Origin of the sequence: Haloactinospora alba (assembly GCF_006717075.1) — a bacterium.
GTDB classification, from domain to species: domain Bacteria; phylum Actinomycetota; class Actinomycetes; order Streptosporangiales; family Streptosporangiaceae; genus Haloactinospora; species Haloactinospora alba.
Genome location: NZ_VFQC01000001.1, coordinates 1,046,369 through 1,064,282, shown reverse-complemented (window position 1 = coordinate 1,064,282; position 17,914 = coordinate 1,046,369). Strand labels below are relative to the sequence as shown.

12 protein-coding genes are annotated in these 17,914 nt (G+C 67.5%); 6 read left to right on the top strand and 6 right to left on the bottom strand.

Annotated features, from left to right (window positions below):
* Positions 1–23: 23 nt before the first annotated feature.
* Positions 24–1,895: a DNA primase gene (gene dnaG / locus FHX37_RS04875; protein WP_141922361.1), complete on the bottom strand. Its 1,872-nt coding sequence runs from the start codon at positions 1,893–1,895 to the stop codon at positions 24–26.
* Between the two features lie 457 nt (positions 1,896–2,352).
* Here dnaG and FHX37_RS04870 point away from each other — a divergent pair, with 457 nt between their 5' ends.
* Positions 2,353–2,901 (top strand): response regulator transcription factor, encoded by a 549-nt coding sequence (locus FHX37_RS04870; RefSeq protein ID WP_170181502.1) that lies wholly within the window; start codon positions 2,353–2,355, stop codon positions 2,899–2,901.
* 136 nt (positions 2,902–3,037) lie between these two features.
* On the opposite strand, the gene FHX37_RS04865 is transcribed toward FHX37_RS04870, so the two are convergent.
* From FHX37_RS04865 to ppdK, 3 genes are all read right to left on the bottom strand, one after another.
* Positions 3,038–4,294 (bottom strand): deoxyguanosinetriphosphate triphosphohydrolase, encoded by a 1,257-nt coding sequence (locus tag FHX37_RS04865; protein WP_141925021.1) that lies wholly within the window; start codon positions 4,292–4,294, stop codon positions 3,038–3,040.
* 101 nt (positions 4,295–4,395) lie between these two features.
* Positions 4,396–5,250 carry a YdcF family protein gene (locus FHX37_RS23445; RefSeq protein WP_342777593.1) on the bottom strand — a complete coding sequence of 285 codons (855 nt, stop codon included), beginning with the start codon at positions 5,248–5,250 and terminating at the stop codon, positions 4,396–4,398.
* Between the two features lie 268 nt (positions 5,251–5,518).
* Complete coding sequence (gene ppdK / locus FHX37_RS04855) at positions 5,519–8,194, bottom strand: pyruvate, phosphate dikinase (RefSeq protein WP_141922359.1); 2,676 nt, start codon at positions 8,192–8,194, stop codon at positions 5,519–5,521.
* Between the two features lie 362 nt (positions 8,195–8,556).
* Here ppdK and trhA point away from each other — a divergent pair, with 362 nt between their 5' ends.
* A complete protein-coding gene (trhA, locus tag FHX37_RS04850; protein ID WP_141922358.1) occupies positions 8,557–9,270 on the top strand; it encodes a PAQR family membrane homeostasis protein TrhA in 714 nt (237 codons plus the stop codon).
* Between the two features lie 397 nt (positions 9,271–9,667).
* On the opposite strand, the gene FHX37_RS04845 is transcribed toward trhA, so the two are convergent.
* Together FHX37_RS04845 and FHX37_RS04840 are read right to left on the bottom strand one after the other, a co-directional pair.
* On the bottom strand, positions 9,668–11,059 hold the full coding sequence (locus FHX37_RS04845) for a glycine--tRNA ligase (RefSeq protein WP_211351890.1): 1,392 nt from the start codon (positions 11,057–11,059) through the stop codon (positions 9,668–9,670).
* Between the two features lie 354 nt (positions 11,060–11,413).
* The gene (locus FHX37_RS04840) at positions 11,414–15,118 is read right to left on the bottom strand and encodes a bifunctional glycosyltransferase/CDP-glycerol:glycerophosphate glycerophosphotransferase (protein WP_141922357.1); all 3,705 of its coding nucleotides are present in this window, start codon (positions 15,116–15,118) and stop codon (positions 11,414–11,416) included.
* Positions 15,119–15,341: 223 nt separating this feature from the next.
* Between FHX37_RS04840 and FHX37_RS04835 the strand changes: the two genes are divergently transcribed.
* From FHX37_RS04835 to FHX37_RS04820, 4 genes are read left to right on the top strand one after another with little or no spacing between them, the layout of a single operon-like run.
* The gene (locus FHX37_RS04835) at positions 15,342–15,716 is read left to right on the top strand and encodes a DUF6703 family protein (protein WP_141922356.1); all 375 of its coding nucleotides are present in this window, start codon (positions 15,342–15,344) and stop codon (positions 15,714–15,716) included.
* 31 nt (positions 15,717–15,747) lie between these two features.
* Positions 15,748–16,620, top strand: coding sequence for a metal ABC transporter ATP-binding protein (locus FHX37_RS04830; protein ID WP_394344470.1), 873 nt, complete (start codon positions 15,748–15,750; stop codon positions 16,618–16,620).
* The gene (locus FHX37_RS04825; protein WP_141922355.1) at positions 16,613–17,530 is read left to right on the top strand and encodes a metal ABC transporter permease; all 918 of its coding nucleotides are present in this window, start codon (positions 16,613–16,615) and stop codon (positions 17,528–17,530) included. Before FHX37_RS04830 ends, FHX37_RS04825 begins: the two co-directional genes overlap by 8 nt.
* On the top strand, positions 17,527–17,910 hold the full coding sequence (locus FHX37_RS04820; protein WP_141922354.1) for a Fur family transcriptional regulator: 384 nt from the start codon (positions 17,527–17,529) through the stop codon (positions 17,908–17,910). Before FHX37_RS04825 ends, FHX37_RS04820 begins: the two co-directional genes overlap by 4 nt.
* The last annotated feature ends 4 nt before the right edge of the window (positions 17,911–17,914 follow it).

The following is a 17,914-nucleotide window of genomic DNA, read 5'->3' as shown; positions in this document are numbered from 1 at the left end:
CGCGGGGAACGGCCCGCCAGGGGTCACGCCGTTCCGGATATCCGGTCGCGCATCGCTCGCTTCTGCTGCTCGGCCGTCATGAGCTCGGTGAAGACGCGCTGGTGCTCCTCGGGGGACTCCGTCGGGTCGAGCCGGCTCAGTTTCGACTTCAGCTCCGCCATCCTGCGGTTGACGGCGTGGACCCGAATCGTCCCGAGGATCTCGCGGGCGTCACTCTCCTCGAGGTCGCCGTCGACTTCCACCGGCTCGACCGCGAGCTGGGTGACGAACGCCTGCTGGACCTCGTTGGGTGCCGACTCCCGCAACGCCCCGATCCACGTTCCGGGGTCCTGCGCCGCGGCCACCCCGCCCCGCGACCGGATGAGTTCGTGGATCGCCCGATGCTGGGGAACGGTGAACGCGTCCTGCTCCAGTTGGTCGAACTCGGTCGCCAGCCCCGGGTGCTGCACGGCGATCTTCAGTGCCTGCCGCTCCCGCTGCAACGCGGGGTCCCGGAGGTCGTAGGGAGCCGGATCGGCGGCGCCGCCCTGCTGGGAGGGGCGCGCCCCGTGCTGCCCGGAGGCCCCGCCCCGCATGTGTTGGGCGACACGCCGCTGCACGAATGCCTCGTCCATGATCCCCAGCCAGTGGTCGAGGTTCACCCCGTACAGTTTGCGCACCCCTTCGTTGCGGATACTGGCGACGATCTCCGCCGCCGCGTCCAGTCCGGCCATCCGGCCTTCGGGAGTGTCAAGGTCGTACTGTTCGATCACCGCTCGGATCATGAACTCGTAGAGGGGCTTCCGAGTGCTGACCAGATCGGCGACCGCCCGGTCGCCGTGCCGGAGGCGCAGGTCGCAGGGGTCCAGGCCGTCGGGCTGGACCGCGACGAACGTCTCGGACTCGAAACCGTGCTCCTCCGCGAAGGCACGCACCGCGGCGTTCTTGCCGGCGGAGTCACCGTCGAACGTGAAAACCACCTCTCCGCCCTGGTTGGAGCGTCCGAGGAGCATCCGGCGCAGTACCTTGAGGTGTTCCGACCCGAACGAGGTGCCGCAGGTGGCGACCGCCGTGGGCACGCCGGCCAGGTGGCAGGCCATGACGTCGGTGTAGCCCTCCACGATGACAGCCTGACGGTCCCGCGAGATGGCGCGTTTGGCCAGGTCGAGCCCGTAGAGCAGGTGGCCCTTCCGGAACACGGCGGTCTCCGGGGTGTTGAGGTACTTCGGCCCCTCCTCGTCCGGGTCGAGCTTACGCGCGCCGAACCCGACGACCTCGCCCGTGATCTCACGGACCGGCCACACCAGCCGGTTGCGGAACTTGTCGTAGGGACCCCGCCTGCCCTGGCCCGCCAACCCGGCCTCGATGATCTCCTGGTCGCTGAAACCGTTGCGGCGCAGGTGGGTGGTCAGTGCCTCCCATCCCGGGGGCGCCAGCCCCACACCGAAGTACTCCGCGTCGTTGCGGGTGAAACCGCGTTCGCTGAGGAAGCGGCGCCCCGGGCGGCCCTCGGGTGCCAGCAGGCACTCGGCGTAGAACCGCGCCGCTGCCCTGTTCGCCTCCAGGAGCCGTTGGCGCTTCCCCTGGTCGTTGCGCGGAGCGGACCCTCCTCCTTCGTAGCGGACCCGTATGCCCGCACGCTGGGCGAGGGACTCCACGGTCTCGGCGAAGCTGAGGTGCTCCATCTTCTGCACGAAGGAGATGACGTCGCCGCCCTCGTGACAGCCGAAGCAGTGGAAGAGCCCTCGGTCGGGGGTGACGTTGAACGAGGGGGACTTCTCGTCGTGGAAGGGACACAGCCCCTTCAGCGAGCCGCCCCCGGCGTTGCGGAGCTGCAGGTACTCGCCCACCACGTCAGCGATGGGCGAGCGTTCGCGCACGAGCGCCACGTCTTCGTCTCTGATCCGCCCGGCCATGACACCTCAGGGTAGTTCGCCCGGGAACCGTCTGGTACGAGCGCGGGGAGAGCCGGACAGGGGTCCCGCGGGAAACACACGTCGGTGATCGGGAGTCGTCCCGGATGCCGGCGCTCCGACGTCGCCGGTTGCCTCGGGGATGGTCGTTGGCGGCCGGGCCCCCGCGGGAGGCTTCCGATGCCGCCTCACCGTAGCGACCCGGCATGCTGGGAGAGTCGGCGGCCGCACCGGACACGGCGAGTCGTCGTGGTCCTCTGCGCAGGAGGGCAAGGGCGTTTGAACTTCCCCTGCACATTTGCCCTTTTCATCAATACTTCTAATGAACTGAGCGGTAACGCTACGCCCAACTGCGACCTGTTGTACATTCCAAACCATGCACACAGTCGCGCTAATATCGAACCAGACATATGCGGCATATGGAGTCCTTTCCCACCTCAATATCACTGGCTTCAGGTCCGTGGGGATTTTCGCCACCCCCGACGAACTCCCCTCCCCCGCCCCGAGCGTGATTGTGGTCGGACCCGAATGCGACGGGGCGCTCATCTGGATGTGCTCGCGCAGTGCCCAGTCACGCAGCCCGGTCTTCTGCCTCGACGTGGGGGGAGGCACCTCCAGGATGCTCGAAGCCCTGCACGCCGGCGCTTCCGGATACTGCGACGGAGACCAGGAGGACCTCGCCACCGGTGTACTCAATCTGGCCGCGGGAGAGAAGTTCGTCCCGCACCACCTGATATCCCACCTGGTCGACGCCTACCTGCGTCTCTGCAACACCAACCCGATGCACTCCCTGGAGGTCCCCAGCGGCCACGACCTCACCACCAGGGAGATGCAGGTGATCGTCCTCCTCGTCGACGGCCACACGACGAAGGAGATCTCGAAACGGCTCGTCATCAGCGAGCACACGGCGAAGAACCACATCCGCAACATCCTCGCCAAACTCGACCTGACGAAACGCTCCGAGATCATTTCCTGGTACTACCGGATACAAATTGCCGGGTTTGTCTAGAATGCCGATCCAGCCCGCCCGCCACACCCCGTTCGGCCGCACGTGCTGTCACCACCCGTACCTCGAGCCCCACCAAGAGCTTTCCATGCCCTGCGTACCGCACACTCCCGGGAAGACCCCCACCCGGGAACAACGGTCACCCGACGAGGCGAGCGTGCCAGAGCTCGGCAGAGGTATCGGTCAGGGACGCCACCTGGTCCACGACCGTACGCAGGACCGCGGCTTCATCAGCCGCGTCCGCGGCCCCGGGACGGAACACCGCGTCCAGCGTCCCCGGCACCCCCAGGTAGACCGCTTCCACCAGCTCGGTTACCAGTTCGCGCTCCCGCGCCTGGTGACCGCGCGTGTCCGAACGCGCCATGACGTAGTGCGCGGTGAGCGATTTCAGCAGCGCGCACTCCACGAGCAGACGACGGGGGACGACGAGACGCGCGTTGTACCGTGTCAGCGGTCCCGTTCCGAAAACGGTGCGAGTGGCGTGACTGGCACCACGGCAGAAACGGCCGATCAGCTCACTGGTGAGGTTCTTCATCTCCGCCAGGGAACGCATGTCCCCGTCGAAACGGCGGGGCCAGAACGGCTCCGCCACGAGGTCCGCGAACACCTCCTCCAACTCCGCGGAGCCCGCGTCGACGTAGTCGCGCGCGGCTATGGCGCAGACCTCGGCGCGCTCGGTACGGCTACGCAACGCGTCCAACCTGATCAGGCCGGCGTAGAGTCCGTCCTCCAGGTCGTGGACCGAGTAGGCCACATCGTCGGCCCAGTCCATAACGTCGGCTTCGAAACAGGTATGGCCGTCGGGAGCACCGTCCCGGATCCAGGAGAAAACCCCCACGTCGTCGTCGTAGCAGTTGAACTTTCCCCCCACCGCCGCGGGGTCACGCTGCCAGGGGTACTTGAGCGTGGCGTCCAGGGAGGCGCGCGTCAGGTTCAGTCCCGCACTCTTTCCCTCGCTGTCGAGGACCTTGCCCTCGAGCCGGGTCAGTAGTCGCAGGCTCTGCGCGTTACCCTCGAACCCTCCGCACGCCGCTGCGGCCGCGTCCAACGCGGCCTCACCGTTGTGCCCGAACGGCGGGTGACCGAGGTCGTGCGCCAGGCAGGCCGTTTCCACGGCGTCAGGGGCACAGCCCAGAGCGTGCCCGAGCTCGCGGCCGATCTGTGCGCACTCCAGCGAGTGGGTCAGGCGGGTGCGAGGGAAGTCACTGCTTCCCGACCGCACCACCTGCGTCTTCGCGGCCAGACGCCGCAGGGCGGAGCTGTGCAGCACACGCGCACGATCCCGTTCGAAGGGGCTCCTGGGAGACTCCTTCACCGGTTCCTCGACCCAGCGCTGCCGGTCATGGTCCCCGTACCCCGCCTCCTGCGACGAAGCGGACCCCGCTGCGGCCGACACCTCCACCTCCCACACTCCGGGTAGGAACACCAAACTCCGCGCGGTACGCGTGCTGCGGCCGTTGCCCGGTGCGGAACCGCCCCACCCGCGGACCGCGGACCTCAGGTGGGCATGCTGACGTCGACATCGCTGCTGTCACCGAACAGCCAGTAGTACCAGATCGAGGCGGTCTCCCGGGTGATGTACCACAGCTGGGTTTCCCGCTCTTCCACTGCCGGTCCGGAACGGACGGGAGAGGCCGCCGCCTCGATTCCCGCGTCCCGGGCCATGGTTCGCGTGCGCAGACTGTGCCAGGGGTCGGTGACGAGAACGGCACTCGTCCACCCCTGTTCGCTGAACACCTGCGAGACCGCATCGATACTGCGCAACGTGTTGCTTCCCTCACCGATCCCGATGAGGTCCTCGGCGGGGATCCCGCGCTCCCGGAGCCATTTGCGGCCGCTTCCGCCCTCGGTGTAGTTGTCCCCGGGCTGGTTTCCCCCGACGGTGATGACGGTGTCGGCGACACCGTCACGGTAGAGATCGGCGGCGTGCTGCAACCGGGCCTCGAACACCGGAGAGGGGTCGCCGTTGTACTGGCTCGCCCCCAGGACAACGATGGCGTCCGAGACCGGGCGCGCGTCCTGACGTGCCGTGTACCAGACCCACCCCCACGTCAGTACGGGGATGAGCATCACACCCAGGAACACCACAGCCACGATCCGGCGTCCCCAACGTTTCCGGCGCGGAGGAGCGGTAACCGGGCGGCGTTCGGGGGGCTCGGTTTCCCCGCCACCGGACGGGGGGAGGGTTTCCGGCGGCTGCGGGTCGCTGTCGGTCGGAGCGGCCTCCCCGTCCTCCAGAACGCCACCACCGGAACGCTCCTCCGCACCGGCACGGGCGAATCGCAGGGTCGACTCCGCACCGTCCACCGGCGTTTCCGGCCCGATGGCCTCCGAATCGTCCGTGTGACGCACAAAAGCGCGTGTGCTCTGCGAATCTGGGGATGGGCGGGACGGAGGTTCGCCCTGCGAACCCTCACCGCGTGCGCCCCCCGTTATCCGCACCGCTCACCCCCAGAACCAATGGTTGACACGCCCGGCAACAGACCCTGGCGCCTGTTCTCCTAGACGGAATCGTACCGGCAGCGGTTCCCGCCCGTTATCCGTCCGTCGTTGGCCACGGTTCCGCGGCACGGCACGGGGGCGCCGGCCGACGACGGACGGAACGCGTCCGTGGTCCCGCTCAGCTCGCAGCGGCTCTGCCCGCCTCCAGTCGGGCCACCGGGACACGGAACGGCGAGCAGGAGACATAGTCCAGACCGGCCTTGTGGAAGAAGTGCACCGAGGCCGGGTCACCACCGTGTTCGCCGCAGACCCCGAGTTTCAGGTCGGGGCGCGCCGCGCGGCCCTCATCCGCTGCTGTCGTGATGAGTCGGCCCACGCCGGAGACGTCCAGCGACTCGAACGGCGACACCCCGAAGACACCCTTCTCCAGGTAGGCGGAGAAGAACGACGCCTCAACGTCGTCGCGGGAGAACCCCCACGCGGTCTGGGTGAGGTCGTTGGTACCGAACGAGAAGAAGTCAGCGCTCGGAGCGATCTGCTCGGCCGTCATCGCGGCACGGGGAAGCTCGATCATCGTTCCCACGGGAGTCTCGAGCGTCACACCGTACTCGTCGCCGACCTCACGCAGTACCCGTTCCGCTTCCTCCCGCACGATCTCCAGTTCCTGCACGGCGCCGACGAGCGGAATCATGATCTCGGGCCGGGGGTCGCCGCCGGCGCGTACACACTCCGCGGTGGCCTGGGCGATCGCACGTACCTGCATGGTGAACAGGCCTGGCACCACCAGTCCCAGGCGCACCCCGCGCAGGCCCAGCATGGGGTTCTGCTCGTGCAACCGTTGTACCGCTTCCAGCAGACGCCGGTCGTGTTGCGCGTCGGCACCGGTGGCGTCGGCTACCGCGACACGCACCGAAAGGTCGGTGATGTCCGGCAGGAACTCGTGCAACGGGGGGTCGAGAAGTCGCACCGTCACCGGAAGGCCGTCCATGGCCTCGAAAATGTCGACGAAGTCCGTGCGCTGTAGGGGCAGCAGCGAAGCGAGGGCGGCTTCCTGCTCCTCCTGCGTTTCGGCGAGGATGAGTCGCTCCACCAGCTGGCGCCGGTCGCCGAGGAACATGTGCTCGGTGCGGCACAGCCCGATGCCCTGCGCTCCCATACGCCGCGCGCGAGCGGCGTCCTCGGCGGTGTCCGCGTTCGCCCGGGTCGCGAGCGAACGCGCGGAGTCGGCGTAGCTCATGATCCGGTGTACCGCCCGGACGAGGTCGTCGGCGTCCTCGGCGTCCGGGTGCACCTCTCCCTCGAAGTAGCGCACCACGGGCGAGGAGACCACGGGGACGGCGCCGAGGAACACCTCGCCGCTACTCCCGTCGATGGAGATCACGTCGCCTTCGGTGATGACCCGGCCGTCGGGGGAGGTCAGTGTACGGTTCGCGACGTCGATCTGGAGCTCCTCGGCGCCGCACACACAGGTGGTGCCCATGCCCCGGGCGACCACCGCGGCGTGCGAGGTCTTGCCTCCCCTACTCGTGAGGATGCCACGGGCGGACAGCATCCCCTCGAGATCGTCCGGGTTGGTCTCGCGACGGCACAGGATGACGTCCTCGCCGCCCTGGGCGCGTGCTATGGCGGTGGCGGAGTCGAAGACCGCGGCTCCCACCGCCGCGCCGGGAGAGGCGTTCATTCCGCTGCCGATCCGCTGCCGTTCGGCCGACTCGTCGAAACGCGGGAACATGAGCTGGGCGAGCTGGTCACCGTTCACCCGGGTCACGGCCTCGTCCAGTGTGATCATGCCCTGGTCGACGAGCTGGTCGGCTATGTGGAACGCCGCCGCTGCGGTCCGCTTCCCGACGCGGGTCTGCAGCATCCACAGCTTCCCGCGCTCGATGGTGAACTCGATGTCGCACAGGTCACGGTAGTGGTTCTCCAGCGTCGCCATGATGGACATGAGTTCGTCATAGCTCGACTTGTCGAGTTTCTCCAGGTCGCTCAACGGCACGGTGTTGCGTATGCCCGCGACGACGTCCTCCCCCTGCGCGTTGGGGAGGTAGTCACCGTAAACGCCCTGCTGTCCGGTCGCCGGGTCACGGGTGAAGGCGACCCCGGTGCCAGAGTCCATCCCGAGGTTGCCGAAGACCATGGAGCATACGTTGACCGCCGTACCCGCCTCGGCGGGGATGCGCTCCTGCCTCCGGTAGAGGGCGGCTCGGGGGGCGTTCCAGGACTCGAAGACGGCTTTGACCGCGAGGTCCATCTGCTCCCGCGGGTCCGTGGGGAACCCCCCTCCGGTCTGTTGCGCGACGATGTCCTTGAACAGCTGCACCAACCGCTTACAGTCGGCGGCGTCCAGCTCGACGTCGCTCGTGATCCCCCTGTCGTGTTTGACGCTTTCCAGGGCGTTCTCGAACAGGTCCCCGTCGATGCCCTGGACCGTCTTGCCGAACATCTGGATCAGCCGACGGTAGGAGTCCCAGGCGAACCGCTCGTCCGCGGACTGGGCCGCCAGCCCGTGGACCGACTCGTCGTTGAGGCCGATGTTGAGAACCGTCTCCATCATCCCCGGCATGGAGAAGGGGGCACCCGAACGCACGCTGACCAGCAGCGGGTCGTCGGGTTGGCCGAGGCGCTTGCCCATCCGGCTCTCCAGGGCGCTGAGCTTGTCGGCGGTCTCCCGGTCCAGCCCCTCCGGTAGCTGCCCGCGCTCGAGGTAGTAACGGCAGGCGTCGGTGGTGATGGTGAACCCCGGCGGTACGGGAAGCCCGAGGTTGGTCATCTCTGCGAGGTTGGCGCCCTTCCCCCCGAGGAGGGCTTTGAGGTCCTTGTTGCCCTCAGCGAACTCGTACACGTAGGTGGGCACGGGAAGCTCCTTTTCACGACCACTCGACCTGGAATTGCCGCGACTGTACCCCGCTCGCCGAAAAATCACGCTCACCGCACCCAAATATCACTGTTTCCCCAGCTCACAAATCCAATACAGGTATAGACCAATGGTTCATAGCAAATGCACGGTGACGCACGTCGCACACCATGGGCGGACGAACGAGGCAGCACCCCCCACCACCACTCCCGGCTCGCGGTTTCCCTGCGCACCCGGAACAATGGTGTGCTGAGCACCACACGTTAACCAACCAGTAACCTACGGCTCCGTAGGTACAGTGGCACTCGCCCCCAGCAACACACCCACCGGCCTCCCAGCGCCGAACTGATGGAGAAGATCACGTGTCTGTTCAGCACTCCGGTGAGACACGCACCGCCGCGCAGCACGCACCAGCAGGAAGGACCACCGGTCTGCTCCATGCCGTGAAACCCCGCCTGCGCGGGTGGCTGCACCTGGGCACCGCTCCCCTCGCCCTGGCAGCCGGCATCGTCCTCGTCACGCTCGCTCCGTCAGCGCCCGCCCGGATCGCCAGCGCGGTATACGCGGTCAGCTCCGTACTGCTGTTCAGCACCTCGGCCACCTACCACGTGGGACGCTGGTCCAAGCGGGGCATGGCCGTGCTCCGACGCATGGACCACGCCAACATCTACCTCATCATCGCCGGAACCTACACGCCGTTCGTGCTGCTCATCCTGGACGGCACCCTGCGTCCGGCCATGATGGCCCTCATCTGGACAGCGGCCGTTCTGGGAGTGGCGTTCAAGATACTGTGGCTGAACGCACCGCGGTGGTTGTCCACCGCCCTCTACCTCGCCCTCGGCTGGGTCGCGGTGTTGTTCGTCCCCCAGCTCGTCAGCGGGACGCATCCGGCCACCTGGATCCTGGTCGCGGCTGGCGGGCTGCTGTACAGCGCAGGCGCCGTCGTCTACGGGCTACGTCGGCCCAACCCCGCACCGCGCTGGTTCGGGTTCCACGAAATCTTCCATTCCCTCACGATCGCGGCGTACGTCTGCCACTACATCGCGGTCTCCTTCGTGGTGTACACCGCGAACTAGGTGCGCTGGCAGCTGCGCCCAGCAGGTCCGCACCGGTGCCGGGCACGCAGGGGTGGCTCCGGCGCCGCTGCGCGTCCCGACGCCGACGGAAGATCCGCTCCGCCCCGACCCCCGGCCCTGCCCAGCGCGGCACCGGACGCACCGCTCGTCACGAACAGTCTCCCCGAACAGGACCCGGCCCGGGACGTACGGTGCCTCACGGTCCCGGCTTCCGGACACGGCATCACGATTCACTTACACGGTCGGACTATACCGGCAAAACCCCTGGCGCCCGGAGGCACAGTCGGTAGGTTGAGGGACGGACTCCCCGGGCGTGCAGTGCCCGCGGGAGTCCGGTGAGGCGGCCGGAGACCACATCCCCCCGGGTCCGGTCGCCTCCCGTCCGATCCGGAACGTCCTAACAGCCGGGAAGCCGCTCCACCAGGTACATCTCCACCCGGTCGAGGGAGACCCGCTCCTGGGACATGGTGTCCCGTTCGCGCACGGTGACCGCGTTGTCCTCCAGGGTGTCGAAGTCGACAGTGACGCAGAACGGCGTTCCGATCTCGTCCTGGCGACGGTAGCGGCGCCCGATCGCCCCCGCGTCGTCGAACTCCACGTTCCACCGCTTCCGCAGGCGGGCCGCGAGGTCCCGTGCCTTCGGGGAGAGGTCGGTGTTACGCGACAGTGGAAGCACAGCGACCTTCACCGGGGAGAGGCGGGGATCGAGCCCCATGACGGAACGCTTGTCCATCTTGCCCTTGGCGTTGGGAGCCTCGTCCTCCCGATAGGCGTCCAGCATGAAGGTCAGCATCGTACGGTCGACACCGGCCGCGGGTTCGATGACGTAGGGGATGTAACGCTCGTTGCGCTGCTGGTCGAACACCGACAGGTCGGTTCCGGACGACTCGGAGTGGGTACGCAGGTCGAAGTCCGTGCGGTTCGCGATGCCCTCCAGCTCGCCCCACTCGCTCCCGCTGAACCCGAACCGGTACTCGATGTCGACGGTGCGCTTCGCGTAGTGCGAGAGCTTCTCCTGCGGGTGCTCGTACAGCCGCAGGTTCTCCTTGGCCAGACCGAGGTCGAGGTACCACTGCATGCGGGAGTCGATCCAGTACTGGTGCCAGTCCTCGTCGTCTCCCGGCCGGACGAAGAACTCCATCTCCATCTGTTCGAACTCCCGGGTCCGGAAGATGAAGTTGCCCGGCGTGATCTCGTTACGGAACGACTTGCCGATCTGGCCGATACCGAACGGGATCTTCTTGCGGGCGCTCTGCTCAACGTTGCGGTAGTTGATGAAGATCCCCTGGGCCGTCTCCGGACGGAGGAAGGCCAGTCCGGACTCATCGTCCTGAACCGCTCCGAGGTACGTGCGCAGCATCGCGTTGAACATCCGCGGGGTGGTGAACGACTTCTTGGCCCCGCAGTTGGGGCAGGCGAGATCGTCCAGCCCTCCCTCGGGCTGTTTGCCGTGTTTCTCCTCGTAGGCCTCGAGGAGGTGGTCCGGGCGGAACCGTTTGTGACAGGACTGGCACTCAGTGAGGGGGTCCACGAACGCGCTGGTGTGGCCGGAGGCGTCCCACACCTCGCGGGCCAGGATCACGCTGGAGTCAAGGCCGACCACGTCCTCGCGCTCCTGCACCATGGCACGCCACCATTGGCGCTTGATGTTCGCTTTCAGTTCCACGCCCAGTGGCCCGTAGTCCCAAGAGGCGCGCAGACCCCCGTAGATCTCACTCGACGGATAGACCAACCCCCGGTGCTTGGCGAGATTGACCAGGGTGTCCATAGCCTCTGACTTGGCGGCCATATTCTTCAGACTCTCCATCCGGCTGGCGGTCGGTGGATCGCTCAACGCGATACTCGGAATCGGTAATCGATAGCTATCGATAACAATCCAGCTTAGAGGACCCGCAGCCACTGACATGCACTAACGGGAAAACGGATGGGTGGCGCGTGCGACTCTGCCCCCGGAGGCCCGCCACCCCATGCGGTGGTGCGCCACCGACGCTGCCGAACGACCCACCACCGGCCCGTGCCGTTGACCGTCGCCCGCACGCGCCCCGTTCGACCGGCCCCTTCGGGAACAACGGCACAGCGGCGCCGGGCCCGGACTCTGTTTGCTGGACGTTCGTCCTACTGCGCGTCGTCCGCCGAACGGAGCCTAGCCACGGCCGAACACCCGGTCCACGACACGTGCGGCCGCGTTCCCGTCATCCAGTGGGCAGAACTGGTCGGTGAACCTCCTGTAGGCGGAGCCGTACCGGTCCGACACCTCACCGATGTTCAGCAGGGCGTCTATCACGTCGTCCGACCTCTTCAGGAGCGGCCCGGGGGCGGTCTCCTCGAAGTCGAAGTAGAAACCGCGAAGGCTGTCCCGGTAACTCTCGATGTCGTAGGTGAAGAAGAGCATGGGCCGACCGGTGTTGGCGAAGTCGAACATCATCGACGAGTAGTCGGTGACCAGCACGTCGGTGACCAGGAATAGCTCCATGATCTCCGGGTACAGCGACACGTCGTAGACGAAGTTCGTACCGACGGTCGGAACGCTGTCCACCACCCGAGGGTGCCGGCGGACGAGCAGCACGTGGTCCTCGCCCAGCTTCTCGTACATCCGGTACAGGTCCAGGTGCAGGTCGAGCTTGTGTTTGCCCCTGGTGTAGTACTTGTCGTCCCGCCATGTCGGCGCGTACAGCACCACCTTCTTGTCCGGTGGCAGGCCGAGACGCTGACGGGTGCGTTCGGCTATCGCGTCCCGGTCGGGGGAGAAGAAGATGTCGTTGCGCGGGTAGCCCGTCTCCAGTATCTCCCCGTCGAAGCGGAACGCCCGGCGCAGGATCGGTGTCGCCCACGGGCTGGGGGAAACGAGGTAGTCCCACTGCTGCGTCTCCCATGACAGCTTCTCGTGGTAGTCGCGCGACTTTCCACGGATGTTCTCGATGTCGAAGCCGATCCGCTTGAGCATCGAACCGTGCCAGGTCTGGACCACCACCTGGTCACTGCGCCGGTCGAACCACGCGGGCTGGCGGGAGTTGGTGACGATGTACCGTGAGCGGGCCAGGGACTCGTAGAACTCCCGCCCGTGGTAGCGCACCTGCCGGACGTCGTCGGGCAGGGACACCTGACCGTCGGAGACCAGCCAGGACATCGGGTAGTCGGCCCAGCTCCCACCCCGCGACCGCAGGGCCGTGTAGATGCTGTGCGGACTGTCGGAGAACTGCCTTCCGGTGAAACTGTCGAAGAAGACCTCCTCGCGCAGCTCCTGCGTCCGCAACACGGGATACACGTTCTCCCGCAGCTGCCGTTGCGCGAACGAACCGCGCTCCTCCGGAAACAGGTCGCTCCCGACCCTGAGGATCGGGGTGTCGAATCCCGCGTCCGCGAACGTGTAGGAACGTTCCGGTTTCTCCAACGACACCGGCAGCTCCCGCACCGAGTCCGGAGAGATCTCGACCCGGACGCCGCTGGTGTTCCCGTCCGCTGCCCGCACGCGCGCCCACAGCTGGTAGCTGCCTGCGGACAACGGGAGCGTCCCGGAGAGTGTGGGGATCCGGGAGGGGGAGAAACGGGCCCGGAACGTCCCACCGTCCCGGTGCAGCGTAAGGAGGTGCTCCTCCTCGCGCCCCCGCGCGGCGAACACCAGCTCGAGCTCGGAGGCGGCCGTGTAACTTCCGACCAGTTCCAGTTCATCGCCGGACCAGCGAGCCTCGTGGAGCACCGGATGGGCCCAGCCGGCACGCAGCTGCAGGTGGCCGGTGCTGGTGCGCTGGACGGCGACCTCCTGTTGGTTGCCATCGGCGGGATACACCGCGGTCTCCAGCGCGTCCGGCAGGATCAGCGGGACCGTGTTCCCCTCGTGCGTCACCAGCTCGACTCGCCACTGTTCCTGGCTCAGCTGCCCCTCCCCTTCGGCCACCGCCCGTTCCACCACCTCGGAGACGGGAACGCTGGCCTCGAAGCGTCCCCCGGTGCACCGCAACGGGTAGTGCAGCACAGCGGTACCCGGAAGCCGGGTAAGCCGCAGCTCCCGTGCGTGCGCGGCCGGTGGCGCGACGAGCTCCCCGGCGATCCGCAACCCGGCTCCGCCGTCGCGGTTCTCGCGGCGGCACTCGATCACCCGCGCGCGAAGGGGGTCGACGTCGATACTCAGTTTCCCGTCCTGGTTCCAGGTGGGACGTATCCACACGTCTCCCGCTATCCGCTGGTACGGAGGACGTTGCGGCTGTCCTGACACAGGGTTGGCAATGGTCCGGCGGCGTACGATCCCCCGGTTGATCACGACCAGCTCGAGCTGCCACTCAGCGGCCTGCCAGCTGCCTGACACCCGGAGTTTCTCCGGGTTCACGGTGACCTCGAAACCCCCGTAGTCATGGCGGGCGGCGTCCGGGCGGTCCGCCAACCGGTACTCCGCCGCGCGTCGCATCCGGACGGGGACGGAAACGCGCCGCCCTGTCGCGGGATTGACGGCGAAAGCCACGAGCTGTTGCTGCCAGCGGCGCCGCGCGCGCAGGTGCGCGATGCCCACCCGTCCGCTGACGACGAGCTGTCCGCCCCGCCATTCCACGTTCTCCGTCTTCTGCCGCACCTTCAGGTCGGGGCCGACCCGGTACACCTCCCGCGGGATTCCGGAATCCTTGTCCTCGAAAAAGGGGTACTTGATGTAGTAGTGCACGCCCCGACGGACGAGGGGGGCTTTCTTGAGCTCCACGCTCTTCTGGAAGGTGAGCAGTTCCAACAGCCGCGCATCCTGACGCTGCCGCACCAGGTAGTAGTTCAGCCTGTGCAACGGTGAGAGCCTGTCCAGCACGTGGCGGTCGACCCTCCCCAGATACTGGTTGCCGACCAGTTCGTAGAACCGCTCCCGGGCCTGCTGGTCGGCGTCGTCCATCCGCAGGAGCACGGAGCACACGTCGTGGCAGAGCGCACGGTGGTCCCACACGTTCCTGTCGCTTTCCGGAAGAGCCGACGACAGCTCGGCGACAGCCGCGATGCGCCGGGTCAGGGTCGCGACGTCACGGTAGTCGTCGGTCCTCTCCCTGTCCCGGCACAGATGGACCGGTGCTGGAAGCACGTCCACCGCCGTGGCGGCGAAGAGCGCACGGACAACGGCGAGATCGGTGTCGGGGTCGGCGACGTCGGTGCGTGGCAGGTTCTCCCAGAAGGAACGCCGCCACAGTTTGTTGCCGTACAGCCGGTCGCCGAGCAGCGAGGGAACGGAGCGCACGTTCGTGCACGTACGCTGTCTGCCGCAGGGTTTCTGGTGCGCCCGGGAGGGGCGCGTGCCGAGCTCGTTGAACCGGTAGACGTTGCCCGTGGCCACGTCCGCCCCGGAGGCCTTCAGAGTCTCCAGGAGGTAGGCGAGCGCATAGCTGGTGAGCCGGTCCGCCCCGTCCAGGAACATCAGGTACTCGCCGCTCGCGGCTTCGGCACCGATCCTACGGGCCTCCGCGCGCCCAGCGGAGCTGTGTCCCACCATCGTGGCCTCAATGCCCCGGGGCGGGTTGGCCGCAAAGGCGCGGGCGGCCGCCGCCCCCTCCTCACGCAGGGTGTCGGCGGCCTCGCTCTCCCCGGACTCGGCAGGTTCCTCCCCCTCGGCCGGATCCGCCTCCTCCACGGGCGCGGTACCGGTTCCGGCCTCCTCATCCCCGCCGGGCACCTCGGCGTCCGCGAGCTCTGTCCCGTCCTCGCCGTCCACCGCGCGGACCACGGTTCCGTGTTCCCCCTCGGGAGCCGGACTGTGCCGCACGGGAGCGAGGACGACCTCGAGATCGCCGTCGGATGCTGCGGTCTGCCCGGTGAGTGAGGCCAGGCACGGGGACAGGTGGGGTTCGGTGACGTCGAATACGACGATGACGCTAAGTTCCGGCACGGAAAACTACTCTCTCGGTTCTCTTCCTCGGAGAAGCGGCCAGGGAACCAGATTCCCATACATGACGCGGAGGCCCTTTCCGCCTAATATTACAATAAGTAATACATAAAATACTCTTTGACCGAGAGAAAACCCCAGATCAGGAGCCGACCCCCGTGGTCCGCGCGCGGTACTAGGCTTCCCGTGTCGGCAATGCCACACGACAGCAGGCCGGAGGAGATGCGTGCCACCCGACCGCGACCGAAAGCGCCGGAACCGTCCCGCCCCCCGACAACGCCCCCTCCCGGAGGGTGACACGTTCTACACTCCCCACGCGGGACCACTACGTCATACTGTGGAGCGCCGCAGTGCGGTTCCCCTGCTGGTGTTGCACAACGCGCCACGCTGGACGCTCCCCGTCACGATGGCGGTTGTCTTCATCGTAGGCCTACTGGCGGCGGGGGTGGTCGGTGCCGTGCTACTCGCCGCCCTCGGAGGGTTCTTCGGGTGGCTGGCTTTCCTCGCCTGGCCGAACCTGCGCTCCAGGGACCGCGCCATGCGGGTGGCCGTCATCCTCATCCTGCTCAGTCTGGGGATACTCCAAAGCGGACTATTTTGACAACAGTTTTCATTTTCGCAATACTCGTATCGTGTCCACCGATTCCATCCGCAGCACAGGCGAACAGCGGCACGGTTCCGACGTAGCCGCTTTCCACGTCTCCGGTGCCGTGGTCGCCTACGACCGCACACCCGTGCTGCACGGCGCCACCTTCGACATCCCCGCCGGGGAGACCCTGGCGATCCTGGGACCCAACGGGTCCGGGAAAACCACTCTCATGCGCGCGATGCTCGGTCTCACCCCGCTCACCGAGGGCACGATCGACATACACGGTGTTCCACTCGAACGGTTCCGTGACTGGGGGCGCATCGGCTACGTCCCCCAGCGGCTGAGCGCCGGGGGAGGTGTTCCCGCCACGGTCCGCGAGATCGTCGCCTCCGGACAGGTGGCGCACCGCAGGAGGCTGCGCCGCGCTTCCCGGACGGACCGTGCCGCCATCGAGGAGGCACTGGCCGCGGTGGGGCTGTCCGAACGCGCCGGCGACTCGGTACACGAGCTCTCGGGAGGGCAACAGCAGCGTGTCCTCATCGCACGGACACTCGCCGGAAGACCGGACACCTTCGTGATGGACGAACCCATGGCCGGGGTGGACGCGGAGAGCCAACACGCGCTCGCCGGCACCGTCTCCCGCCTCAACGAGCGGGGGGCGACGGTCGTCCTCGTACTGCACGAACTCGGACCGTTGCACCCTCTCATCCAACGCAGCATCACCCTGTCCGGCGGGGTCATAACACGGGACGGCCCGCCGCCGGCCGCCGGTGACGAGTGCCTCGTCCCCCGCTCCGCCGCGGTTCCGGGCGAGGGGTCCGGAATCCCCGCCGAGCACGACCACGTGCATCCGCACGCCGACGAGCCGCCCGCCTCAGCGGCCCTGCCGAACATCGAGGTTCCCCCGCATGATTGAGCTGCTCCAGTACGACTTCATGCAACGCGCTTTCGCCGCGGCGCTCCTCGTGGGGCTGGCCGCTCCCATGATCGGGACCTTCCTCGTGCAGCGCAGGCTCGCGCTGTTGGGGGACGGTATCGGACACGTCGCGCTGACCGGCGTCGCGCTGGGGTTCCTGACGGGAACCTCACCGGTCCTCACCGCACTGCTCGTCTCCGCTGTGGGGGCGGTACTGATCGAGGTGGTCCGGGCGCGGGCACGAACGAGCGGGGACATAGCGCTGGCGCTGCTGTTCTACGGCGGTATCGCCGGTGGCGTGCTGCTCATCGGGATCGCGCCCGGGCAGGGAAGCGCCACCCTGACCGCGTACCTGTTCGGTTCGGTGAGCAGCGTCAGCCAACAGGATGTGTACGTCATCTCCGGGCTCGCCCTGGTCGTGCTCGCCGTCGTCGGTTACTTCGGACGTGAACTGTTCGTCCTCTGCCAGGACGAGGACGTCGCACGCGCGCACGGGCTCCCGGTCCGGCTGCTGAGCGTCGTCATCGCGGTCACCGCGGCACTGACCGTGGTCATCGCCATGCGCGTGGTCGGAGTGCTGCTGGTGAGCGCGCTGATGGTCGTTCCGGTGGCCGCGGCCCAACAACTCAGCCGCAGCTTTCGGGCTACCATGGCCGTGGCGGTGGCGATCGGGATGCTCTCGGCCGTGGGGGGCCTCGCCGGCGCCTACTACACCGGCGTGGCGTTCGGCACCGATGTCGCGCCCGGTGGCGCCATCGTACTGCTGGCAATCGCCGTGTTCGGTGTGGCGGTTCTCGCGGGCTATCTGGTGCGCGGACGCACCAGGCGGCCACACGCCAGCCGGCACCGCGGCACGGACGTTACGGTCGGTACGGAGCCCCAGACCGACCGGGGGAAGGTATCGACGTGAGCACACGACGCGACACTGTACGCAGGGCGCTGAACGACAGTACGGGCTTCCGCAGTGCCCAGGACCTGTACGCCGACCTGCGCGGCGCCGGGTCCAAGATCGGGCTGACGACGGTCTACCGGGCGTTGCAGGCCCTCAGTGACTCAGGCGAGATCGATGTGCTACGCACCGATGACGGCGAGGCCGTGTACCGGGCGTGCGCGACCGAGGCGCACCACCACCACCTGGTGTGCCGGAAGTGCAGCACAGCGATCGAGGTCGAGGGGCCGACGGTTGAGGCGTGGGCGGCCAACGTCGGGGCCCAGCACGGGTTCAGCGACGTGACCCACACGCTCGAGGTGTTCGGCACCTGCGCGGAGTGCGTCGCCGGGGACAACTGACGCC

Coding starts and splice junctions, on each gene's coding strand:
- FHX37_RS04845 (WP_211351890.1), bottom strand. CDS start 11,059: ATGGCCGCCAAGTCAGAGGCTATGGACACCCTGGTCAATCTCGCCAAG.
- FHX37_RS04825 (WP_141922355.1), top strand. CDS start 16,613: ATGATTGAGCTGCTCCAGTACGACTTCATGCAACGCGCTTTCGCCGCG.
- dnaG (WP_141922361.1), bottom strand. CDS start 1,895: ATGGCCGGGCGGATCAGAGACGAAGACGTGGCGCTCGTGCGCGAACGC.